Origin of the sequence: Acinetobacter sp. YH12137, from assembly GCF_013418535.1 — a bacterium.
GTDB lineage: Bacteria > Pseudomonadota > Gammaproteobacteria > Pseudomonadales > Moraxellaceae > Acinetobacter.
The window spans coordinates 1-23,265 of sequence record NZ_VPBW01000007.1 but is presented as its reverse complement, the minus strand read 5'-3'; the positions used below and the strand labels follow the sequence as shown (position 1 = coordinate 23,265).

26 protein-coding genes and 1 pseudogene are annotated in these 23,265 nt (G+C 41.9%); 18 read left to right on the top strand and 9 right to left on the bottom strand.

Translation table 11 applies throughout. The features are described 5' to 3' along the window. The first annotated feature begins 99 nt into the window (after positions 1–99). Positions 100–1,728, top strand: coding sequence for an L-aspartate oxidase (gene nadB / locus FTU72_RS05485; protein WP_180010713.1), 1,629 nt, complete (start codon positions 100–102; stop codon positions 1,726–1,728). A 118-nt stretch (positions 1,729–1,846) separates the two neighbouring features. Here nadB and FTU72_RS05480 read toward each other — a convergent pair whose 3' ends face one another. The 4 genes from FTU72_RS05480 to pabC form a co-directional block, all read right to left on the bottom strand. Continuing rightward, the gene (locus FTU72_RS05480; RefSeq protein WP_180010738.1) at positions 1,847–2,287 is read right to left on the bottom strand and encodes a PaaI family thioesterase; all 441 of its coding nucleotides are present in this window, start codon (positions 2,285–2,287) and stop codon (positions 1,847–1,849) included. A 91-nt stretch (positions 2,288–2,378) separates the two neighbouring features. Next, positions 2,379–2,978 carry a dTMP kinase gene (tmk, locus tag FTU72_RS05475; RefSeq protein WP_125279347.1) on the bottom strand — a complete coding sequence of 200 codons (600 nt, stop codon included), beginning with the start codon at positions 2,976–2,978 and terminating at the stop codon, positions 2,379–2,381. Between the two features lie 2 nt (positions 2,979–2,980). Then, positions 2,981–4,039, bottom strand: coding sequence for an endolytic transglycosylase MltG (gene mltG, locus FTU72_RS05470; RefSeq protein ID WP_180010711.1), 1,059 nt, complete (start codon positions 4,037–4,039; stop codon positions 2,981–2,983). Between the two features lies 1 nt (position 4,040). Continuing rightward, on the bottom strand, positions 4,041–4,856 hold the full coding sequence (pabC, locus tag FTU72_RS05465; protein ID WP_180010709.1) for an aminodeoxychorismate lyase: 816 nt from the start codon (positions 4,854–4,856) through the stop codon (positions 4,041–4,043). A 161-nt stretch (positions 4,857–5,017) separates the two neighbouring features. On the opposite strand from pabC, the gene FTU72_RS05460 reads away from it, so the two are divergent. From FTU72_RS05460 to FTU72_RS05425, 8 genes are all read left to right on the top strand, one after another. Further along, on the top strand, positions 5,018–6,028 hold the full coding sequence (locus FTU72_RS05460) for a sulfate ABC transporter substrate-binding protein (RefSeq protein WP_034703949.1): 1,011 nt from the start codon (positions 5,018–5,020) through the stop codon (positions 6,026–6,028). Positions 6,029–6,201: 173 nt separating this feature from the next. Beyond that, entirely contained in the window at positions 6,202–7,227 is a 1,026-nt protein-coding gene (locus FTU72_RS05455; protein ID WP_179992694.1) for a sulfate ABC transporter substrate-binding protein, read from the top strand. A gap of 20 nt (positions 7,228–7,247) precedes the next feature. Further along, positions 7,248–7,853, top strand: coding sequence for an alpha/beta hydrolase (locus FTU72_RS05450; RefSeq protein WP_180010707.1), 606 nt, complete (start codon positions 7,248–7,250; stop codon positions 7,851–7,853). An 86-nt stretch (positions 7,854–7,939) separates the two neighbouring features. After that, entirely contained in the window at positions 7,940–8,773 is an 834-nt protein-coding gene (gene cysT, locus FTU72_RS05445; RefSeq protein ID WP_004784537.1) for a sulfate ABC transporter permease subunit CysT, read from the top strand. After that, positions 8,770–9,663 carry a sulfate ABC transporter permease subunit CysW gene (gene cysW, locus FTU72_RS05440; RefSeq protein ID WP_180010705.1) on the top strand — a complete coding sequence of 298 codons (894 nt, stop codon included), beginning with the start codon at positions 8,770–8,772 and terminating at the stop codon, positions 9,661–9,663. Before cysT ends, cysW begins: the two co-directional genes overlap by 4 nt. An 11-nt stretch (positions 9,664–9,674) precedes the next feature. Next, on the top strand, positions 9,675–10,736 hold the full coding sequence (locus FTU72_RS05435; RefSeq protein ID WP_159124059.1) for a sulfate/molybdate ABC transporter ATP-binding protein: 1,062 nt from the start codon (positions 9,675–9,677) through the stop codon (positions 10,734–10,736). 52 nt (positions 10,737–10,788) lie between these two features. Then, the gene (locus FTU72_RS05430) at positions 10,789–11,712 is read left to right on the top strand and encodes a CysB family HTH-type transcriptional regulator (RefSeq protein ID WP_004784546.1); all 924 of its coding nucleotides are present in this window, start codon (positions 10,789–10,791) and stop codon (positions 11,710–11,712) included. Positions 11,713–11,831: 119 nt separating this feature from the next. Further along, positions 11,832–13,034: an outer membrane protein transport protein gene (locus tag FTU72_RS05425; RefSeq protein WP_180010703.1), complete on the top strand. Its 1,203-nt coding sequence runs from the start codon at positions 11,832–11,834 to the stop codon at positions 13,032–13,034. A 63-nt stretch (positions 13,035–13,097) separates the two neighbouring features. On the opposite strand, the gene carO is transcribed toward FTU72_RS05425, so the two are convergent. Further along, positions 13,098–13,832, bottom strand: coding sequence for an ornithine uptake porin CarO (gene carO / locus FTU72_RS05420; RefSeq protein ID WP_180010701.1), 735 nt, complete (start codon positions 13,830–13,832; stop codon positions 13,098–13,100). Between the two features lie 299 nt (positions 13,833–14,131). On the opposite strand from carO, the gene dapD reads away from it, so the two are divergent. The 5 genes from dapD (at position 14,132) to FTU72_RS05395 (ending at position 17,525) form a co-directional block, all read left to right on the top strand. Next, entirely contained in the window at positions 14,132–14,953 is an 822-nt protein-coding gene (gene dapD / locus FTU72_RS05415) for a 2,3,4,5-tetrahydropyridine-2,6-dicarboxylate N-succinyltransferase (RefSeq protein WP_004784553.1), read from the top strand. Between the two features lie 131 nt (positions 14,954–15,084). Next, positions 15,085–15,795, top strand: a complete 711-nt coding sequence (gene queE, locus FTU72_RS05410; protein ID WP_159124056.1) for a 7-carboxy-7-deazaguanine synthase QueE — start codon at positions 15,085–15,087, stop codon at positions 15,793–15,795. Between the two features lie 33 nt (positions 15,796–15,828). Continuing rightward, positions 15,829–16,497, top strand: a complete 669-nt coding sequence (gene queC / locus FTU72_RS05405) for a 7-cyano-7-deazaguanine synthase QueC (protein ID WP_180010699.1) — start codon at positions 15,829–15,831, stop codon at positions 16,495–16,497. Between the two features lie 27 nt (positions 16,498–16,524). Next, positions 16,525–16,986, top strand: a complete 462-nt coding sequence (locus FTU72_RS05400) for a hypothetical protein (protein ID WP_034171206.1) — start codon at positions 16,525–16,527, stop codon at positions 16,984–16,986. A gap of 80 nt (positions 16,987–17,066) precedes the next feature. Next, the gene (locus FTU72_RS05395; protein ID WP_180010697.1) at positions 17,067–17,525 is read left to right on the top strand and encodes a peroxiredoxin; all 459 of its coding nucleotides are present in this window, start codon (positions 17,067–17,069) and stop codon (positions 17,523–17,525) included. 75 nt (positions 17,526–17,600) lie between these two features. Here FTU72_RS05395 and FTU72_RS05390 read toward each other — a convergent pair whose 3' ends face one another. Next, on the bottom strand, positions 17,601–18,200 hold the full coding sequence (locus tag FTU72_RS05390; RefSeq protein ID WP_166138351.1) for a LysE/ArgO family amino acid transporter: 600 nt from the start codon (positions 18,198–18,200) through the stop codon (positions 17,601–17,603). Between the two features lie 107 nt (positions 18,201–18,307). Between FTU72_RS05390 and FTU72_RS05385 the strand changes: the two genes are divergently transcribed. Beyond that, positions 18,308–19,210: a LysR family transcriptional regulator ArgP gene (locus FTU72_RS05385; RefSeq protein ID WP_180002801.1), complete on the top strand. Its 903-nt coding sequence runs from the start codon at positions 18,308–18,310 to the stop codon at positions 19,208–19,210. 46 nt (positions 19,211–19,256) lie between these two features. Here FTU72_RS05385 and FTU72_RS05380 read toward each other — a convergent pair whose 3' ends face one another. Both FTU72_RS05380 and FTU72_RS05375 read right to left on the bottom strand, forming a co-directional pair. After that, positions 19,257–19,820 (bottom strand): YceI family protein, encoded by a 564-nt coding sequence (locus tag FTU72_RS05380; protein ID WP_180010736.1) that lies wholly within the window; start codon positions 19,818–19,820, stop codon positions 19,257–19,259. A gap of 47 nt (positions 19,821–19,867) precedes the next feature. Continuing rightward, positions 19,868–20,437, bottom strand: a complete 570-nt coding sequence (locus FTU72_RS05375) for a nicotinate-nicotinamide nucleotide adenylyltransferase (RefSeq protein ID WP_004784571.1) — start codon at positions 20,435–20,437, stop codon at positions 19,868–19,870. Positions 20,438–20,538: 101 nt separating this feature from the next. Here FTU72_RS05375 and FTU72_RS05370 point away from each other — a divergent pair, with 101 nt between their 5' ends. The 3 genes from FTU72_RS05370 to FTU72_RS05360 all read left to right on the top strand — a co-directional run bounded on the left by FTU72_RS05370 (position 20,539) and on the right by FTU72_RS05360 (position 23,054). Beyond that, positions 20,539–21,339 (top strand): enoyl-CoA hydratase, encoded by an 801-nt coding sequence (locus FTU72_RS05370; RefSeq protein WP_180010693.1) that lies wholly within the window; start codon positions 20,539–20,541, stop codon positions 21,337–21,339. A 73-nt stretch (positions 21,340–21,412) separates the two neighbouring features. Beyond that, positions 21,413–22,207 carry a nitroreductase family protein gene (locus FTU72_RS05365; RefSeq protein ID WP_180010692.1) on the top strand — a complete coding sequence of 265 codons (795 nt, stop codon included), beginning with the start codon at positions 21,413–21,415 and terminating at the stop codon, positions 22,205–22,207. A gap of 253 nt (positions 22,208–22,460) precedes the next feature. Beyond that, a complete protein-coding gene (locus tag FTU72_RS05360; protein ID WP_180010690.1) occupies positions 22,461–23,054 on the top strand; it encodes a hypothetical protein in 594 nt (197 codons plus the stop codon). A 100-nt stretch (positions 23,055–23,154) separates the two neighbouring features. Here the strand turns inward: FTU72_RS05360 and FTU72_RS05355 are convergent. After that, positions 23,155–23,265, bottom strand: a pseudogene (locus tag FTU72_RS05355) (IS701 family transposase); the annotation flags it as partial.

The window sequence follows — 23,265 nt, the reverse complement described above, 5'->3', positions numbered from 1 at the left end:
TTTATTAATTTTTTTCATCAATAAATGAGCACTTAAACGCTTGCCTTTTGTACAAAAAAGCGCTCTGATTAACGGACTTTTTTCAATTAGCTGATGGACATGTCTAATTTTCCCCTTACCCATCATTTTGACGTGATCATTGTGGGCAGTGGTGGTGCCGGTCTTAGTCTAGCACTTTCTTTGCCTGAACATTTTAATATTGCAGTTCTTGCCAAATCCACCCTGACCGATGCCAGTACCTATTATGCACAAGGCGGCGTTGCAGCAGTACTGGATGAGACAGACTCGATTGAACAGCATATTGATGACACCATGATTGCAGGTGTACATCTGTGTGAAATGGATGCGGTGAAGCAGACGGTTGAAGGTGGTAAGCCTTCGGTGGATTTTCTGCTGAAACACGGCGTCCAATTTACCCTGGATGAGCAGGAACAATTACATTTGACCCGTGAAGGCGGCCATTCACAGCGCCGAATCATTCACGCAGCTGATGCGACTGGGCGTGCCATTTCTACCACGTTGGTACAGCGCGCTCAGGAAAAAGAAAATATTACCATCTTTGAAAATTACATTGCGATTGATCTAATCTGCTCACAAAAACTGGGCTTAGATGGTGAAAATCGCGCCTTAGGTTTATATGCACTCAATGAAGAAAGTGCACAAGTCCATACTTTCTTAGCACCATTTACTGCCCTGGCTTGTGGCGGTGCGATGAAAGCCTATCTTTATACCTCGAACCCTGATATCGCGACCGGTGATGGGATTGCGATGGCTTATCGTGCCGGTTGCCGGGTTGCCAATATGGAATTCAACCAGTTCCATCCGACCTGTTTATATCATCCACAAGCCCGTTCATTTCTGATTACAGAAGCTATGCGTGGTGAAGGCGCCTATTTACGCCTTCCTGATGGTGAGCGCTTTATGCTGCGCTTTGATGAGCGAGCAGAACTGGCACCACGTGATATTGTGGCGCGTGCAATTGACTATGAGATTAAACGTCTGGGCATTCGTCATGTCTGGCTGGACATTACCCATAAAGATGAAGGCTTCATCAAGGAACATTTCCCGACCCTGTATGCACGTCTGCTAGAGCTTGGCATCGACATCACCAAGGAAATGATTCCTGTGGTTCCTGCTGCGCATTATACCTGTGGTGGTGTGGTCGTAGATGAAAATAGCCAGACTGATATTGTCGGACTCTATGCCATTGGTGAAACGTCCTATACTGGCTTACATGGTGCTAACCGCATGGCCAGCAACTCACTTTTAGAATGTTTTGTATATGGCATGAGTGCTGCCAAACATATTCAGGAAAATTTCAAGGCAGATCAAGCTATCCCTGAAGTACCAGAATGGGATGATTCTCAGGTGACCAATCCTGATGAAGATGTCGTCATTCTGCAAAACTGGGACGAGCTGCGTCAGACCATGTGGAACTATGTGGGTATCGTCCGCACGACTAAACGTCTAGAACGTGCCCTGCACCGGATTGAGATGTTAAAGAAAGAAATTACCGAATACTATCAGGATTATCAGGTGAGCAAAAACTTGATCGAGCTGCGTAATCTGGTACTCGTTTCAGAGATGATTGTGCGTTGTGCCATGCAACGTAAAGAATCCCGTGGCCTGCATTTCACCCTAGATTATCCAGAATTGCTGCCTGAACTACGTAAAACTGTACTAATTCCACCAAGTTTTGAAGTAGAAACTCCTTTGGTGAATGCTTAAAGATATAAATAAGGCAGATCATATTTTTAAATGTTATCTGCCTTTTCTTTGGCTGTGATTTTTTTAAGTTTTTAGAATAATCCGGATTTAAATAAAGCATATGATTTGTATGAGTTAATCAGCATTTTAAGGAGTGTATGGGTTCTTTACGTGGTGGAACCGAATAGGTCGCTGTCACATGGGCAACCGGCTCTTCCTGATCAATCGAATAAATCCAGACTTCTCCCACAATAAGCGCCTTCCCCACTTTCATCAATTTACTTTCCCCTCGCAGATCAACACCACCCGAAGGTTTACGCAGAAAATTGATATTTAAGTTCGTGGTCACTGCCAGGCCAACTAGTCCAATCTCACCGAGGATCGCAATATATAAAGCCAGATCAGCCAAGGTCATCATAGTAGGGCCAGATACCGTGCCGCCGGGACGTAATTCCTGCTCACTCACTCGATACAATACAGTTGCACCCTGAGGCACTACAACTTCGATCTGGCACTTTTCCAGGCTCTGCGGAAATTCCTGCTGTAAAAACTGGATGATTTCTTCTCTTGTACTTTTCATCATGTTTTATCTTCCTGATTTATTTCAATATAGAAGATTCTTTCTTGAAATAACTAGAGAAAAGTATGCCAAAAATGTCTTTAGAATAAAATTATTTTAAATAAGACAGTGCCTGTTCAAACACCTGATCCGGTGTTTGAGTTGCATCCAGACATTTAATCCGCTCTGGATGACGCTGGCATAGTGTTGCATATCCAGCGCGAACTTTCTCAAAGAAAGTAACTTTCTCTTGCTCAAACCGATCCAGCGCACCTCGGGCACGAGCGCGATTCATACCCAGTTCAATCGGTGCATCCAGCCAGAACGTAATATCTGGCATACGTTCCACAAAATTTTGATTTAACAGATTCAGCTTGTCTTCACTGAGTCCACGTCCTGCACATTGATAGGCAAAACTGGCATCACTGAAGCGATCACATAAGACAATTTTTCCAGCATTTAAAGCGGGTAAAATCACTTGTGCCAGATGCTGGGCACGTGCCGCATACATCAGCAATAACTCTGTATCATGGCACATCGCTTCTTCGTGGTTTACGGCCAACAATAGTGAACGAATCTGTTCTGCCATTGGTGTGCCACCCGGCTCGCGGGTCAGCACGACCTCTTTACCTTGAGCAATAAAATCATCATAGATACGACGAATGAGTGTGGTTTTCCCTACACCTTCAGTGCCTTCAAAGCTGATAAACATGCTCATTCCTTATTTTTTGAACGTAAAACAGAGAGATATTCTTGCACTGCTCTATTGTGGTCTTGCAGACTGCTGCTGAATTTATGCCCACCATTACCCGTTGCAACAAAATAAAGATTTTGTGAATTGTCCGGATGCATTGCTGCTTCAATAGCTTTTTTGCTTGGTAAGGCAATCGGTGTTGGTGGTAAGCCAGCCATGGTATAGGTGTTATAAGGTGTTGGAGTGCGTAGATCCTGACGAGTAATATTACCTTTGTAATTCTCACCCATACCATAAATCACGGTTGGATCTGTCTGTAGACGCATGCCGATTTTCAAACGGCGTACAAATACACCTGATACCTGTTGTAACTCGCTATCCAGACTGGTTTCTTTTTCAATGATCGATGCCATGATCAGCGCTTCATATTTATTCTGATATGGCAGATCTGAAGCACGTTTTTCCCAAGCCTGATCCAGAGACTTCATCTGGCGCTGATAAAGATCGGTCAGAATCTTGCGATCCGTTTCGCCTTTGGCAAAGAAATAGGTATCCGGAGCAAACAGACCTTCAGGATGATTAAATGGAATATTGAGTTCTTTGAGCAATTGATCGGTTGGCAAATTCACCACTTCTTTAGTTACCAGATCATCTTTCTTTAAGGCATCAATCAGCTGTTTAAAAGTCGTACCTTCAATCACCAGAATCCGGTTCATCTGAGCATTTTCTGCATTGGAAATCATGTCCAGCACTGCACGGATACTCATACCTTGAGGAATTTCATAGACACCCGCCTTCATGGTGTCATGAATCATGATGCGCTGATACAGCTTTAAAATAATCGGAAAGCTGACATAATTTTCTTTGGCCAGCCGATCAATAAATCCAGAATAGGTTTCACCGTTACTAATTGCCAGTAACTGTTTTTGACTTTCTACAGGATAATCTTTCCATAGGCTAGCTTTCAGGATCAACCCTAGAACCAAGAGTATCCCGATTAGAAATAAAACTATCCCTTTCATGAAACCAGGGCGTTTGGCATTATTTTTCTTTTTGGTTTTAGACTTGGAAGCTGACATATTAATAAGGCATCTGATTCAATCGAAGACGGTTAAAAAGTTCAATACAAGCATCTACATTTAAAGCACGCTGCTCAAATTGAGTGGCAATTTTCATCGGACTGAGCGCATTGCAGAAAAACAGACTGTCGATATGGGGAATTTCATCCATTTCCACATCACGCTGCTGACAGATAATGCCCTGATCCTGCATACGTTGCAAAATTTCTGCACGCATCACACCGAAGACGCCATTATAACGAAGTTCTGGTGTAATCCATGTATTGTTTATACGAATGAAGCAATTACTGCTCACCCCTTCAACAATTGTACCCTGCACATCAGTTACCAGTGCTTCCGGCCAGCCATGCTGATCCGCTTCCTGTTTAAGCAACACCTGTTCCAGACGGTTTAAGGTTTTCAGCCCCACCAGATTCGGCATACTGAGGCCAATGGCCTGTTGCAATACACCCGTCTGAATCTGCTCATAACTGAAGTCCTGTACTGTTTTCGGATAATAGAACACCCAAAGATCTGCCGGATGCTCTGGCAGGCTATAACCACGCTGTCCTATACCACGACTCAGTACAATCTTTAAGGTTCCGTTCAATTCATCTTCTGATTTCAATAACGCTTGCAAACTTTTTTCAATCAGGTCCAGATCAGCCTGCAAACTTATTTTTTGCTGGCTCATCCTTAAACGGGCTAGATGACGGTCTGCTAACTCGATCCGATTTCGACGGATGCGCGCGGTAGTAAAGCAACCATCACCATAATGAAAGGCACGATCCAGCACATCTATATCTTTGACGGGTTGAGCATTTTTTAAATACAACATGCTTTTAAGGCCTCTCTGATGACGGATAAAGCGATGAAATATAAGCTCCGTCTATATATCTGTTTTACTCACATAAAATTCGTTTTTAATTATTTTTTATGCAAAAAATCTCCAGCTATTCTTGCCCCATCCAACAAAACAAAGAAACATTTGAGGCAAATATGAACATCCGTAAATTAAAAATTGGGGTATTGGCAGCACTTATTTCAGCAACCGCTTTTAGCGTATCTGCAAAAGACTTCCTGAACGTGTCTTATGACCCAACTCGCGAATTGTACGATAACTTTAATAAAGAATTCAGTGCTTACTGGAAAAAATCTACTGGTCAGGATGTGAACTTTAAACAGTCACATGGCGGTTCAGGTAAACAGGCACGTGCTGTCATTGATGGTCTGGATGCGGACGTCGTGACTTTGGCTCTAGCTGCAGACATTGATGAAATCGCTGCTCGTGGCCTGCTACCTAAAGACTGGCAAAAGAAATTCCCACAAAACTCAACACCTTATACCTCAACCATCGTTTTCTTGGTGAAAAAAGGCAACCCTAAAGGCATTAAAGACTGGGGCGATCTGGTGAAACCTGGCGTAGAAATCATTACACCAAACCCGAAAACCTCTGGTGGCGCGCGCTGGAACTATTTAGCAGCTTGGGCCTGGGCGAAACATCAGCCAGGCGGCAATGATACTAAAGCTCAAGACTTTGTTCGCCAGATCTACAAACAAACTAAAGTACTCGACTCAGGTGCACGTGGTTCAACCACCACTTTTGCTGAACGTGGTATCGGTGATGTATTGCTGGCTTGGGAAAATGAAGCACATCTGGCGATTCGTGAACAGCCTGGCAAGTTTGAAATCATCACCCCTTCTTTGTCGATTCTGGCTGAACCACCAGTAGCAATCGTTGAAAAAAATGCTAAAAAAGATGGCAATGAAAACCTTGCAAAAGCGTATCTGAATTACTTGTACTCACCTGCAGGTCAAACGGTTGCTGCAAAGAATTTCTATCGCCCACGTAATGCGGCAGTATTAAAACAATATAGCAATGTCTTTAAATCGCTGAAGCTGGTGACCATTGATAAAGAGTTTGGTGGTTGGGACAAGGTACAGAAAAAACACTTTGCCAATGGCGGTATCTTTGACCAGATCGTAAAGGCAAATAGCACAAAATCGTAATAATAAATGTCTATACAATGGCCTTATTGAATAAGGCCATTGTTGTTTCAAATACTTATAAAACCTTTTATCTTATATTTTCATATAAAATTCATTTTTAATTATTTTTTATGCATAAAGAATAGGTTTATTCTTCACTCATGTTACAAAACGTGTAAGAGTTTGAGGTTCACATGAGCATTTCAACAAAACTAAAACTAGGGGTTCTGGCTGCTGTTATTTCAGCAACTTCGTTTTCTGCTGCAGCGCGCGACTTTCTGAATGTCTCTTATGATCCGACGCGTGAACTCTATGAAGACGTCAATAAAGAATTTGGTAAATACTGGAAAAGCCGTACTGGCCAAAGCATCAACTTTAAACAGTCACATGGCGGTTCAGGTAAACAGGCACGTGCCGTGATTGATGGTCTGGATGCCGATGTCGTAACTTTGGCATTAGCCGCTGACATTGATGTACTGGTCGAAAAAGCCAAACTGTTACCTGCAGACTGGCAGAAAAAATTACCACAAAACTCAACACCATATACTTCTACTATTGTATTCCTGGTACGTAAAGGCAATCCAAAGGGCATCAAGGATTGGGGTGATCTGATAAAACCAGGTGTAGCGATTATCACGCCAAATCCTAAAACTTCAGGCGGTGCACGCTGGAACTATTTAGCAGCTTGGGCATATGCAAAACACTTACCGGGCGGTAACGACAAAACTGCACAAGAATTTGTTCGTAAAATCTATAAACAAACCAAAGTACTTGATTCAGGTGCGCGTGGTTCAACCACCACTTTTGCTGAACGTGGCATCGGTGACGTATTACTGGCTTGGGAAAATGAAGCACATTTAGCCCTTCGTGAACAACCGGGCAAGTTTGAAATTGTGACTCCTTCCCTGTCAATTCTGGCTGAGCCACCCGTGGCGATTGTTGAAAAGAATGCCAATAAAAAAGGCAACAAATACCTGGCCCAGGGTTATTTAAACTTCCTTTACTCACCACTGGGTCAGGAAATCTCAGCACGTAACTTCTATCGCCCACGTAATGAAAAAATACTGGCGAAATATAACCAAGTCTTTAAGCCATTAAAACTGGTGACTATTGATCAGGAGTTTGGTGGCTGGGATAAAGTACAGAAAGCCCACTTTGAAAATGGTGGTGTTTTTGACCAGATCGTTAAAGCTAACAGCGCAAAAAATAATTTAAGCTGATTTCATACAGGAGCATCGACATGACTCATACGCTTATTGTTCCCGGTGTAGGTGGCAGTGAATACAATCACTGGCAAACCTGCCTGCAACACCGGCTCATGCGTTGCTCCCGGGTGCAGCAAAAAGACTGGAATCATCCGGTACTGGATGTATGGGTCGCAGAATTTGTTAAAACCCTGCAAGCCATTCCAGATGATGTACAAATTGTGGCACATAGCTTTGGCTGTTTGACCAGCGTGGCAGCACTGGCCCAGCATCCTGAACTGAATACTAAAGTCAAAAATCTGGTGCTGGTTGCACCTGCCAATCCGGTACGTTTTGGGGAAAATGGTTTTGCCCGTGATAACCAGACAGATTACAGTGCCTATTTTCAGCAGCTCAAGATTCAGGCTCCAACGACTTTGTTGATCAGTGAAAATGATCCATGGCTAAGTTTTGAAGATGCTCAGGTTCTGGCGAAAGCCTGGAAGATCAAACCGATTAATCTGGGAGCTGTAGGCCATGTCAATGTTGCTTCCGGTTTTGGTTCTTTCCCTGAAATTGAACAATATTTGATTTCAGAAAAGGCTATGCACCATATCAGCAAAGTTGATGAGAGCAAGTATTATTTTAAATTTGCATTTTAGTCCCTGCAAATTATGCTTGTGCCGATTCTATTTTCTAATTTTCGCTGGTTAACTTTAACCAGCATTCTCTCTTTTGAGGAGTAATCATGTCGCAGCGATCCCGAGTGCTGCCAGGATTTGGTCTTTCTCTAGGCTTTACCCTAGCGTATTTGTCATTAATCGTTCTGATCCCGCTATCTGCCGTTTTTATTAAATCACTCGGCATTGGCTGGGAAGGCTTATGGGAAATCCTGAGCTCTGAACGTATCTTGAAATCATTACAGCTAAGCTTCAGTTCAGCCATTATTGCTGCTTTGATTAATGTAGTTTTTGGCCTGTTACTGGCATGGTGTCTGGTGCGTTATAGCTTTCCGGGCAAACGTATTGTCGATGCACTGGTCGATCTGCCTTTTGCCCTGCCAACCGCAGTTGCCGGTATTGCTCTGACTTCTTTATATGCACCGACTGGCTGGATTGGTCAGTATTTAGATCCAATCGGCATCAAGGTGGCTTATACCCCGATCGGTATTACCCTGGCCTTGATCTTTATCGGTATTCCTTTTGTGGTCCGTACGGTACAGCCGGTTCTTTCTGATTTAGAAACTGAACTGGAAGAAGCGGCTTCTGCACTCGGTGCAAACCGTTTTCAGATCGTCACCAAAGTCATTTTCCCGATTCTGCTGCCAGCACTGATCACAGGTTTTGCTTTGGCCTTTGCACGTGGTGTCGGTGAATATGGCTCGGTCATTTTCATTGCCGGTAATCAGCCCTTTGAAACTGAAATTGCGCCATTAATGATTATTTCCCGTCTGGAAGAATATGACTATGCCGGTGCGACCACAATTGCTGTAGTGATGCTGCTCATTTCCTTTGTAATGCTCTTCCTGATTAACTTATTGCAAGCTTGGGCGAGCCGCCGTACCGGGAGAACTGCACGATGAGTTTAAATACCAACAGCAATGCGCTGGCTGAAAAGCTGCAATCCCGCGATGCGACTCGTGAGCCGACCTGGGTACGTTATACCCTGATTGCGATTGCACTAATCTTCTTTTTAAGCTGCCTGATCCTGCCTTTGGTTCTGGTCTTTGTTGAAGCATTTAAACAAGGGGTTGGCGTATATACGCAAGCCCTTGTTCATCCAGATACTTTATCTGCGGTCAAACTGACTTTACTAACGGCTGTGATCGCAGTACCGATGAATGTAGTATTCGGCGTAGCTGCAGCCTGGTCAGTGGCGAAGTTTAACTTCCCAGGTAAATCAGTTTTAACCACCATTATCGATATGCCTTTCTCGGTATCACCTGTTATTGCAGGTTTGATGCTGGTATTGATTTTCGGTACTCAAGGCTGGATGGGTGGCTGGTTGATGGATAATGACATCAAGATCCTTTACGCCGTTCCTGCGATTGTTTTAGCGACTGTATTTATTACCGTACCTTTTGTAGCACGTGAGCTGATCCCTTTAATGGAAGCGCAAGGTACTGAAGAAGAAGAAGCTGCGATTGTACTCGGTGCATCTGGCTGGCAAACCTTCTGGAAAGTGACCCTGCCAAATATCAAATGGGGTCTGATTTACGGCGTAATTCTGTGTAATGCCCGCGCCATGGGTGAGTTCGGTGCAGTATCAGTGGTTTCTGGCCATATTCGTGGTGAAACCAATACTTTGCCGCTACACGTCGAAATTCTATATAACGAATATACCTTTAGCGCTGCGTTTGCCGTGTCATCGCTCCTGGCTCTCCTCGCAATTGTGACTCTGGTTCTGAAAACCTGGGTCGAACTGCGCCAGGAAAAACAAGACAAACGTAATGATGATTCAACAGTTTCTTAAGGAATGCCCACATGAGTATTCAAGTTAAAAATATTGAAAAACACTTTGGTGCATTCCATGCACTGAAAAACATTTCTCTGGATTTCCCGGATGGTCAGCTGGTTGCCCTGCTCGGCCCGTCAGGCTGTGGTAAAACTACCCTATTGCGTATCATTGCAGGTCTGGAATCTGCTGACGGTGGTCAGGTGATTCTGGAAGGTCAGGATGCAACCAATGTTCACGTTCGTGAACGTGAAGTGGGTTTTGTATTCCAGCACTATGCCCTGTTCCGTCACATGACTGTGTTTGACAACGTGGCATTTGGTCTACGTGTCCGTCCACGCTCTACTCGTCCATCAGAAGCTGAAATTAAAAAACGCGTGACCCGCTTGCTTGATCTGGTACAACTTGGCTTCCTGGCTGACCGTTATCCGGCTCAGCTTTCTGGTGGTCAGCGTCAGCGTATTGCTTTGGCTCGTGCACTAGCCGTTGAGCCACGTGTACTGTTACTGGATGAACCGTTCGGCGCGCTAGATGCCAAAGTCCGTAAAGAACTGCGCCGCTGGTTACGTACCCTGCATGATGAACTGCACATTACTTCAATTTTCGTCACTCACGATCAGGAAGAAGCCTTAGAAGTTGCAGATCAAATCGTAGTGATGAACAAAGGTAATGTGGAACAGATCGGTTCACCACGTGAAGTGTATGAAACACCGAAAACACCATTCGTGTTTGACTTCCTGGGACAAGCTAACCGTTTCGAAGGCCAGAATAATGGCGGCATCATTCAGCTAGGTGAAGACCGTATTCAGTTCGATGCCGCTAAACAGGCAGCTCAGGGTAATGTCATTGTCTTCGCTCGCCCGGATGAACTGCGTATTCATGTACAACCACAAGAAAATGCGATTCAGGCCACGTTCATTCGTGAACTCTGGATTGCAGGAAAAGTCGTTGCAGAATTGAATGACCGCCAAGGCAATCTGATTGAAATTTCACTGACACCAGAAGAAGCCCGCGCTCATCAATTCCGTCCGGATCAAACTGTTTGGTTGAGTGCATTAAATCTGCATTTATTTGAAAACCAGGTCGCGTAAGGCTGCAAGATGGGGCTTTTAAATGCCCCATCCTCTTATAGGGTAAAGAATTATGAATTTCCAACAATTAAGAATTATTCGAGAAACTGTTAGACAGAATTTTAACTTAACTGAAGCTTCAGCCGCGCTTTACACTTCGCAGTCAGGTGTCAGTAAGCATATTAAAGATTTAGAAGATGAGCTTGGTGTACAGCTATTTATCCGTAAAGGTAAACGCCTATTAGGACTGACTGAACCAGGTCAGGCACTTCTTGGTATTGTAGAACGTATGCTGGTTGATGCAGACAATATTAAACGTCTTGCAGATGACTTTAACAAGGTCGATGAAGGTACATTAACGATTGCAACGACGCATACCCAAGCACGTTATGTATTACCGCCGATCGTGAATCAGTTCAAAAAAGAATTTCCGAAAGTTCATCTGATTTTGCAACAAGCCAGTCCAATGGAAATTACTGAAATGCTACTTCAGGGTGAAGCAGATATCGGGATTGCGACTGAAGCCTTAACGACTGAAGAAAATCTGGCGAGTGTGCCTTATTACAACTGGCAGCACAGTATTATTACGCCGCAAAATCACCCGCTAAATAGCAAAGAACAGGTACGTATTGAAGACCTCGCTGGCTATCCGATTATTACTTATCATGGTGGTTTTACTGGCCGTTCTAAAATCGACTCAGCCTTTGAAGAAGCCGGTGTAGATGTTGATATTGTCATGTCAGCTCTGGATGCCGATGTGATTAAAACTTATGTCGAGCTCAACATGGGTGTCGGCATTGTCAATGATCTGGCTTATGATCCAGAACGTGACTATCGTCTGAAACAGATTAAAACCGATATTTTCGGAGTAAATACTACCTGGATCGCCGTACGTAAAGGCCACTTATTACGTGGTTATGGTTATGAGTTTATTTCTTTATGCTCACCAGATGCGGACATCAAGGCACTGAAAAAAGTGGCTTATCCAGATGAATAATATGGATTGAATTTTCTAACTTGAAGAGGCGTATTGCCTCTTTTTTTAATTTTAACCGTAGATTATTTCATTAAAAATCAAGCATAATTACAATATAATTCAATAAATAAATTATATTAATGATGAGCTACAAATTTTCCCTCTTGGGATGTGGACTGATTTTTTCCGGGACAAGTTTCGCAGCAGCTTTTGAACAATCCAATCAAACCATCCAGTCCTTTTTTGAAAAGGATCATTATGCCGAAGTCTCATTTGCCTGGACGAATCCTAATGTTAGCGGTCAAGTACAGCATACCGAAGTATTAGAACAATTAGGTATTCAGGATTTTTCCACGGGTCAGCTTGCGAATAATCAACTGGTTGCGAATGCTGCATTAAAATTACAACTTCATCCAAAGATCTCTTGGGGACTCATTTATGATCAGCCCTTCCATGTCGATATTGCATATCAATATAGTCCAATTTTTGCAGGTGAACCTACAAAGATTGAAGCAGCCGATATTGAGTTTGATAGTCATAATCTGACTTCCATTCTTGGATATCAGCCTGATCCAAACTGGAATCTCTATGCAGGACTGAGTTATCAGACCTTAGAAGGTAATTTAAGTTTGGTAGGTGAATCTTTTTCAGTCTTTAATGGTTATCACGTTCAGCTTGAACAAAATGCTGACTGGGGTTGGCTCGCTGGAATGAGCTATCAAACTCCTGAGTATTTCTTTAGAAGTTCGCTGACTTATCGTTCAGCCATAAATCATCAACTGCAAATCACAGAATCACTTATAGTCGGCACAACTACGCCCAGCTTTACGAAAATACAAACACCTCAATCTATTAATTTAGATATTCAGAGCGGACTTCCCTCCCAGAATATTTTTTATGCGGGTTTACGGTGGGTAAATTGGCAAGATTTTGTCATTCAACCGCCGAAATTCGGTACAGTGATTGATTATGCCGCCCTGGAGTTTCCTGAAGTGAAAGATATCAAGATGATCGATTATCAAGAGGATCAATGGTCGGCCAAATTTGGAATCGCCCATCAATGGCCTTCTTCTATGATTAATTCTTTTGAAATTCTATGGGACTCAGGTACGGGAAATCCAGCTTCTACCTTGAATCCGAGTGATGGTTATTGGGGAGTTGGTTTAGGCTATTTTCAGAATTTTCAAAAACACTGGGATATTGCTACAGGACTGTATTATTTAAAATTCCAGAAGCCTAAAACAAATTCAAACGCTGTTATACCCCAGTTCGTAGGCTTATCTGCAGTGGATGATAATGATGTTTGGGTCGTCGGTATGAAGTTGGGCTATCATTTTCAATAGCTTTTAATAAACAAAAAAAACGAGCCGAAGCTCGTTTTTTTTATTAGGCTTAGCAGCTACAGCTTAGAAGCGGAAACTTACACCCAGTTTCGCTACTGGAAGCCATTCGTATTTATTATCTTCACGAATTTCACGACGTTCTTCAGCTAATGCTTCTGCTAAAGTACGGCCATCATCACCAACCAAACCTAAAGCTGCTGTATTAGCATCTAAACTTACAGTAGGATTACCATTGTAGTATGCACCGATTTCACCAAATACACCCCAACGGTTAGTGATTGCTGGAGAGAAACCAAGACCTACATAAGGTGCGATATTGTTTTTGTAAGATAAATCACCATTAATACGAACATCTGTTGTGCCTGCATTAAAACGTGAACCATCTACAGTAAATGACGCATTAGTACCCGGACGACGTTCTAGACCATAATCATTATCGATATAAGCCACACCTGCTGCCATATAGAACCAGTTCGCCCAAGGACGAATTTCAGCGTTCAAATAAGTCAGGTTATTGTCCATATCCAGGTCATATTTATTACCGTTGATTGATAAATCATCAGTCCAAGAAATATCACCACCATTATAACCTAGAGTAACACCTACATAAGGGTTAGCATTCCAAGAGATCGCGCCACCGTAACCGGTAGTACCGACTTCAGCACGAACAGCTGCAGGTTTAAAGAAAGAGAATTCAGCTACGCCTTCATCTGTTACGATTGTTTCATCAGCAGCCATGACAGATCCAGCTGTGGCAGCTAGAACGGATACTGCTAAAAGTTGATATAAAGCTTTCATTATTTCTCTCCTCAAAAGAACTTTTTTTTCATCATTAGTTATTCGTGATGAGCTCAATATAAAGGAGTCAATGAATATTTTTTATTCGTGTTTTGCTGAGCTTTTGTTATTTTTTGATACATATTAATTTTTCTTGTTGAATGATAAGCCTTTTTTAAACAATGTTTGTACATATCTAAAATACGAAAAGGATACTAATCACTTTACTTGCGAATTTAATTCAGCACCCTTCCTAGTTTTCCATCTTTTTAGAGCAATATAGTGTAAAATATCGGAAATTTTTTTCTGGAAGGAAGATCATGTCTCAGCTTTCAACAATCATTGAACAAGCGTTTGAAGACCGTGCGAATTTCACAGCAGCAGACTGTCCTGCTGAAATCCGTCAAGCAGTTGAGGAAGTAATTGCTGGCCTGGACAATGGTACTTTACGTGTTGCTGAAAAAATCGAAGGTGAATGGGTTGTTCATCAATGGATTAAGAAAGCGGTATTGTTATCATTTAAATTAAACGATAACAAACCAATGGAAGCTTGTGATCTTCGCTTCTACGACAAAGTAGATACTAAATTCTCTGACTGGACTGACGAGCAGTTTAAAGCTGCTGGCGTACGTGTTGTTCCTCCGGCGGTAGCGCGTAAAGGTTCTTTCCAGGCGAAAAACGTGGTACTGATGCCTTCTTATGTGAACATCGGTGCTTATGTAGATGAAGGTACAATGGTCGATACTTGGGCAACTGTAGGTTCATGTGCTCAAATCGGTAAAAATGTTCACTTGTCTGGTGGTGTAGGAATCGGTGGTGTTCTTGAACCGCTTCAAGCTAATCCAACTATTATTGAAGATAACTGTTTCATCGGTGCACGTTCTGAAATCGTTGAAGGCGTAATCGTTGAAGAAGGTTCTGTCATTTCAATGGGCGTATTCATTGGTCAATCCACCAAGATTTATGACCGTGAAACTGGCGAAATTCATTATGGCCGCGTACCTGCTGGTTCTGTTGTGGTATCAGGCAGCCTGCCATCTAAATGCGGTAAATACAGCTTATATGCAGCTGTAATCGTGAAAAAAGTAGATGCGAAAACTCGTGCTAAAACTAGCCTGAACGATCTGCTTCGCGAAGACTAAGATGTCTTAACCTAGAGGACACATTTGTGTTCCTCGGAGCTTCAACCGCTCCTCGTCTCTACGGTCAGCAATGATCGTAGGGATTTTTATTTTTATACATTGTTATTTATTTTTCAGTGGTTAATGTTGTTATGAATACGCTTCGATCTTCCGCAATTCCAGTTTCTGATCCGTCTGCGGGCTTACGCATTACGGAGATCTTCTATTCATTACAAGGTGAAGCCAATACTGCAGGTTTACCGACCGTATTTATCCGCTTAACCGGATGTCCACTGCGCTGTACGTATTGTGATACTACCTATTCTTTTGAAGGTGGCGAGCGTAAATCTTTAGATGACATCATCCAGACCACGCTTGATTTTAAAACGCCTTATGTCTGTGTGACCGGTGGTGAACCATTAGCGCAACCGAACGCCCTACCTCTGATACAGCGACTTGCAGATTTAGGCTGTGAAGTCTCTTTAGAAACCAGTGGTGCATTAGATGTTTCTAAAGTGGATGCACGGGTATCCAAAGTTCTGGATTTAAAAACGCCAACTTCAGGTGAAGTTGCACGAAATTTGCTTACAAATCTGGATCATTTGACTCAGCATGACCAGATTAAGTTTGTGATCTGTAATCGTGAAGATTATGAATGGTCAAAACAGCAGGTAGAACAGTACCAGTTGAATGAAAAAGTCAGTACAGTCTGGTTCTCCCCTGCATTTGCAGTTGAAAAAGGAGCTGCACGCTTGCCACAATTGGCACGTGATCTGGCTCAATGGATTTTAGAAGACCATCTCCCTGTTCGTTTCCAGCTGCAGCTGCACAAGTTGTTATGGAATGATGAAACTGGTCGTTAATTTTTGTAAATTTACTATATTGGAGTATTTGTTATGCGCCCTCGTGCCATTGTATTGTTATCTGGCGGATTAGATTCAACAACCTGTCTGGCTTGGGCGCAGGCACGCTATGAATGTATTGCACTGAGTTTTATGTATGGCCAACGCTCTACTACAGAACTTGATGCAGCTCGTGCACTGGCTCAACGCTCGGGTGTAGAACATCGTGTCATCAATATTGATTTAGGTAACCTAGGCGGCTCAGCCCTTACTGATCATAGCATTGAGGTACCAGACCAATTGCAGGAAGGTATTCCGGTAACCTATGTACCTGCACGAAATACCATCTTCTTATCTTATGCTTTGGCTGCTGCAGAAGTGTTCGGTGCTGAGGCAATTGTGATCGGGATTAATGCGGTGGATTATTCAGGTTATCCAGACTGCCGCCCGGAATTTATCGAAGCTTTTGCCAACATGGCACGCCTTGCAACCAAGGTTGGTGTCGAAGGTCAGGCCCTGAAATTTGAAACACCTTTGTTACATTTATCCAAAGCAAATATCATTCGCTTAGGCCTAGAACATGGCGTAGACTACAGTCAAACGGTATCTTGCTACCAAGCAGATGCCCAAGGACGTGCGTGTGGAACATGTGACAGTTGTCGTTTACGCAAGCAAGGTTTTGCTGATGCAGGTGTTGAAGACCCGACACGTTATTACCTTTAAAATCGATCAAGGTTATAAATCCATATTATGAATATTAAAGCCAAATTACTTGCGACTAGCCTACTCTCTTTGTCTGCCCTATTTTCAACTGCATCTTTTGCAAATAATGATCAAGCTAAGGCAAAAGCAGAATTTGAGGCGATGAAAAAAGAATACACAACTGCCATGAAAAATGCTGGAAGCAGTTCAAATGTACGTGACGGTTTAATTAAAGCCTGTGCTATTCCATACAAACAGGCAGTGAAGTACAAAAAACTGACTCAGTCTGATGTGAACAAGCTTTGTACATGTGAAGTAGATGCGGAAGGTAAATTGACTCAAGCCCAAAAATGGCAGATTCAAAGTACCATTAACCAGAAGAAAAACCCTGCTACTTTAGACTTTGTTAAAAAACAAAGCCAGAACGTGCAGTCTTGTGTAGGCCCACAGCTCGCAGGTAAATTAAATTCACTTGCTGCAGAAGCCAATAAAGCCGCTCAAAAGAAATAATCCTGACGGATGTTTTTCTAGGATAAGCCACTATAATGTGGCTTATTTTTTTGAAAAAATTTAGAAAAATTGGAGAGATCATGTCTGAGATCAGCTTACTTGAGCACACTTTTCCGACCACTACAGGTGAAATTAATCTGGCCCAACTGGATGCAGAATGGCTGGTGATCTATTTTTATCCTAAAGATTCGACACCTGGCTGTACCACTCAGGCAGTCGGTTTTTCTTGTTTAAAAGATCAGTTTGATGCGCTCAATACGACTATTCTGGGCGTATCACGTGATTCGGTTAAAGTGCACCAGAACTTTACTGAAAAACAGAATCTGACTATCAATCTGATCAGTGATAAAGAAGAAGTGTTATGCAAACACTTTGATGTCATTAAAGAAAAGAATATGTATGGTAAGAAAGTGATGGGCATTGAGCGCTCTACCTTCATTTTCCATAATGGCAAATTGGTCAAAGAATACCGTAAGGTAAAAGCCGCTGGCCATGCTGAACAGGTCTTAGAAGATTTGAAAGCTTTACAGGCTGCTTAAGATCTTTCATAAAATCAAAGAAGGCATGAATAGAAATATCATGCCTTTTTCTTTAGAGTTGCTGCAAAGAACAATTCAGTTCACTAAAGAAACTGCAATTGACCACATTACACAGCCAATGAGTACATCCAGTATTTTCCAGGCTTTTGGACGCTGAAAAATAGGTTGCAAATAACGTGCTGCATAGCCCAATCCAAAAAAGAATACAAAGGACGCACTAATCGCTCCCAAGGCAAATTGTATCTGCGCATTGGAATATTGGGTGGAGATAGAACCAATCAAGACCAGTGCATCCAGATAAACATGCGGATTGAGCCAGGTCAGCATCAAACAAATCAGCAAAACCTTATATAAAGAAGGCACATCTTTTTGATCTGTGTCCAGACGCTGCTCATTCTTCCAGGCCTGATAAAAATGCTGAGCGCCATAGATCGCCAGAAAAGTTGCACCCAGATATTTCGCCATATTGATCCAGTGCGGATTGACCAGCATCAATTGTGAAAACCCCAAAACACCGGCAAAAATTAATATTGCATCAGATAAGGCACAACACATACAGATCGCAAAGACATACTGCTGTTTCAAGCCCTGCTTCAATACAAAAGCATTTTGTGCACCAATGGCAATAATCAGGCTAAAGCCTACTGCAAGACCTTGTATATATGCATTTAACATTGGAATATCATGGAATTATAAAGATGGGGATCATTATCTATGTTATTCTTTTCAATTAAATATAATTAAGAAAATATCATTTAGACTAAATTTTATTTAGGTAAGCTATGCCACTTAATTCTAAAAACTGTGATGCTTTTCTGGCTGTTGCAGAAACCCAAAGTTTTGATGCTGCCGCAAAAGTATTAAATATAACGGCTTCGGCAGTCACTTTAAGAGTGCAAAATCTGGAAAGAGATTTGGGGCAAGTTTTGGTGCTACGTGAGCGTCCTTGTAAAGTGACCAATGCTGGTCAAACCTTACTGAATTATTTGCAGCATCAACGCCTGTTACAGCAGCAATTGATCCAGCAATTAAATGGTCAAAATAAAGCAGAATTTAGCTCGATTCATATCGCGGTAAATGCGGATTCACTCGCGACCTGGTTATTTCCCTGTCTGAACACCACCCTGCTTGCAGAGAAAATCACTTTGAATCTTCAGGTTGCTGTTCAAAGTGAAACTCATAAGCTTCTGGAGCAGGGCCAAGTCAATGCCTGTATTAGCAGTGAGAGTGAAGCCATGCCGGGCTGTAAGGCTTATTTTATTGGGCAGATGCATTATAGAATGGTCGCAACACCTGCTTTTGTGCATTCCTGGTTTAAACAAGGCATTCACCGGGAATCACTGCGTAAGGCACCCGCTGTGATTTATAATGATCAGGATCATTTACATAGCCATCTACTGTTAGCTCAATTTGGCTTAAACCAGCAATGTTTTCCTTTTCACTATATTCCCTCCTCGACCGCCTTTGCGGACGCTATTTTTTCTGGATTAGGATATGGTTTGGTGCCGGACTATCAAATTGCGGACCGGATTCAAAATGGGACACTGATCGAAATACTGCCTGAATGCTGTTGTGATGTACCTTTATATTGGCATCACTGGAAACAGCAGTCTCCCGCTCTAAAACAGTTAACCAAAGTCATTCTGGAACAGGCAGAACAATGTATGAATAATCCAATTCAATAAGCAGTTCTATGATGTCCTGCCGAATTCACAGAAATTGAATATCAGATTATTGGGTTTTCCACTGTCCCATTAGGTGAATATTAACTTTTTCACCCACGCCTGCAGTGGCTTTCTTCATCCCAAAATCTGAGCGATTAATTACCGTAGTGGATTTCACATCGAGTAGATTAGGATTAGCCTTGTTCGGTGTCAGAGTGGTATCGAAAACTACTGGTCGAGTAGCCCCTCTTAGAGTGAGTTGACCCATGACCTGATAACGATTCGTACCATTTGGCTTAAACTGGGTACTTTTGAAATTGACTGTTTTATAGCGCGATGCATGAAACAGATCCTCACCCATAATCATATTTTTAAGGCTGGGCTTGGAAACCTCCAGGCTATCCACCTGCATAGTGAACTCAGTAGATGACTGTTGTGGCCGATCGGGATCAAACTGCATGGTTGCCTTGAACTCTTGAAAATTTCCCTTTACCACATTTAAACCCAAGGAGTTAATGCTAAAGCCGACACTACTTTGAGGCGTCAATGTCCAGCTTTTAGCATACGCAGCCGATATACACATAGCAGATAGAGCACCCGCATAAGCTATATTTTTCAGGAATAGATTCATTGTGTTCATCCTTAACAATCAAATGAACTCACTACCTTAAAACGGTTTTAGCCCAGATTTGTTTTATCATTTAGTTCAAACTTGTTGACCAATTGTTGATAAATCTCATTATTTTTAAATTTATGTAAAAACTCACTGGTGCCTAAAGGAAAAGCCGATTCCACCACTTCACCGCGATAATACGCTTCACGTAAAGGAGTGGCGGATATAGCGCCAACCAAGCTATCCAGTTCCACCATTTCCCATTCCGGGAACAAACTTAAATAATAAGAAGATTCATCTTTAAAGTGTCCAATTAGACCAACTTTTGCTTCTGCTTCAACTACTTCAGACACCAGCGATTTCACCAGTTTTTGCCATTTTTCATCATTATAGACGTCAATGACATGGACAAATTTAATCCGTTTCTGATCTGCTTCAGAAAAATTCGACAGGATCATTTCTTCACGCTCAGTGGCCAGAAATGGATTTTTAATATTGCGTTCTTGCTGTGCTGAGCCTAATGCCAGAATCACCTGCTGGCTCTGCTGCAAGGCAATTTTAATCGTTTGCATATGGGCCAGATGGAAAGGTTGAAAACGACCAATAAACACCAGGTAATCAAATTTATACTTCATAGCACATCTTACTTTTATGAACGCATCAGTTATGCCGCAGGGAAGTTTTTGCGACATAATAAGCGCCAATAAATTCATATTAATAAAGCAAGGATAGTACGATGACACTGAGCTGTATTCAACAACCGCATCAGCATTTAAATGCGAATTTAGACCATGGCGTATTGACCTTAGCCATTCACCGTCCTGAGGCAAAAAATGCGCTTTACGGCGAACTATATCTATGGATCGCACAGGCACTGGATGAAGCGGATCAGGATAGTAGTGTGCGTGTCGTGATTCTACGTGGTCAAGACGCAGACTTTAGTGCCGGCAATGACATGCAGGACTTCATGAAGTTTATTCAGACACCTCTGCAAGCTAAGGCTGGCGATACCCCTCCTTTTGTCCTGTTGAAGTCCGCTGCAAAATTTTCCAAGCCTTTAATTGCAGCCGTTCGTGGCGTTGCGATTGGTATCGGGGTAACGATTCTGCTGCATGCTGATCTGGTTTATAGTGACAATACTGCCCTGTTCCAGATTCCATTTGTTAGCCTTGGCCTGTCGCCTGAAGGCGCTTCAAGTAAGCTGTTAGTACAACAAGCTGGCTATCATAAAGCGGCTGAGTTACTGCTTACTGCACAGCGATTTAATAGTCAAAAAGCATTGGGTGCAGGTCTGGTAAATAGCATTGAGGAAGATGTCTATGCCGCTGCTGAAAAACAGGCAAAAACTCTTGCCGCTTTACCCCTGGCTTCTATTAAACAAACCAAAGCACTGATGAAGCATAATCTGGCTGAAATTATCGAGTGTATTGATGATGAAGCGGAGATCTTTATGAAACGTGTGGGTTCACCTGAAATGACGGAAGCCGTTCAGGCGTTTATGCAAAAACGGAAACCTGATTTCACACAATTCAACTAATTCTGAAACTTATCTTTTAATTGAGGCAGTTTAGACTGCCTCAATCTTTTATTTTTTTGAAAGAATCTAGCTTATGACTAATGAAAACTCCCAAACGACTTCTCAAACAACCGATAGTTCAAATCCTGAAAAGAAACGTTACTACGAACCTGCACCTCAGGATATTGATGTAGACAATTTCCGAAAGGTCATCGAAAGCCGACGTTCTGTACGTAAATTCACTAAAAAGCCAATTCCTGCCGAGGTCCTCGATGCCTGTCTGGATTTGGCCTTGCTGGCACCAAACTCTTCAAACCTGCAGCCATGGACATTTTATGTGGTGCAGAACTCCTCCAAGAAAAAACGTCTGGTTAAAGCATGTATGAGCCAGCTTGCTGCTAAAACAGCTTCAGAACTGATTGTCTGTGTGGCACGTACTGACCGTGTAGATGAAATGGCAAAACTGAATATCAGCGAGTTTCCATTTCCTGAGGCTCCACCAGCCATTAAAAAGTACTATAAGTACATTCCCTATAACTACAAGACAGGTTATCTGAATGCCTTTGGTAACTTTAAGAAAGTCGCTTTCAAAGTAGCCCGTACACTCGATAAACAAATGCCGGTTTCTGCATTTAGTCCTGCCGATGCCAAGCTATGGGCAAGTAAAACCACAGCACTAGCATGTGAAAATCTGGTACTGGCTTTACGTGCTTATGGTTTTGATAGCTGTATGATGGAAGGTTTCGATGAACCAATGGTTCGTGAAATTCTGGACCTGAATGATCAGCAATATCCGGTGATGGTGATTGGTGCTGGTGAACGTGCCAAAGATGGCGTGTTCTTCCCGCAGTATCGTTTTGATCGAGAGCTGTTTATTCAGAAGGTTTGAGTTTAAAAATAGTATTTAAAGGATTTAAGAATATTAATTTACTTAATATTTGATGACATGGATGTCGCTTAATTAAGTATATTAGAAAAATCTAAATAATAATTTTATAGTTTCCTCATACAAGTATTTCATAATGATTTTATTCTTATAAAGAATCACTTAAAACAAAAATTTTCAATCATCAATTATCTCAACCAAATTAAAACTAACTACGAAATAGCCTTAACCTTCTCATCTAAGACAGGCGTTTATAATGGTCAAACTTATTAAAACGAGCATACTTATAAATATAATAATGTTAGCTACAGGATGCTCATCAATGATGAAAAATAGTATTAGTTACGCTATACATTATGAGACAGGAAAATTTATATATAAAAACAATTGGCCCGAGTGTAGAAATTTAACAATGACTCCAGATTTAATAAAAAATCAAAAATATATTACAACTTATAGTAGCTGTAAGGTATCTCCTGAAGGGTATGTTCCTCAACAAATTATTATTGAATATGTACCTTGGTTGACTTATGAAGAGCAAATAAAAAAAGGATATGGTGTTCCTGAAGAATTACGTTACGCTCAAGGAGAAGCAGCAGCAAAAAAAAGACTAGCGATAATGAATGCAGAACAAGAGGGTATAGATAAAATTCCAGCCACAGCATGGAAACGTATTATATTAAATCCCCCTAAAGAAGTAGAGAAATATAAGAATCAGGTTCCAGAAGGCAAAGGTAATCGTAGTCGAGGTAAAGAGATTCATTACCTCATTTCCCTTAATCCTGATGGTAGTTACAGTATAGAAACCAAACTGTATTGGGTTGAGAAATATCAAGAAAAGTGGAATTGAAGATTTATTTAAGCATCTAGTCAAGTCCGTTTGATTTCACACGGACTTAAATAAACTAAAATTTTTCCTAAATATAATTTTATATAGGACTTACGCACTATTATTTAAAGATTCTCTGTGGTAGCAGATGATTTTTATCGAGAATAAAGTCATCAATGAAGCTTTTGATAATTGGTCTAAATAATTTCTTCTGCCAACGATATACATTTTC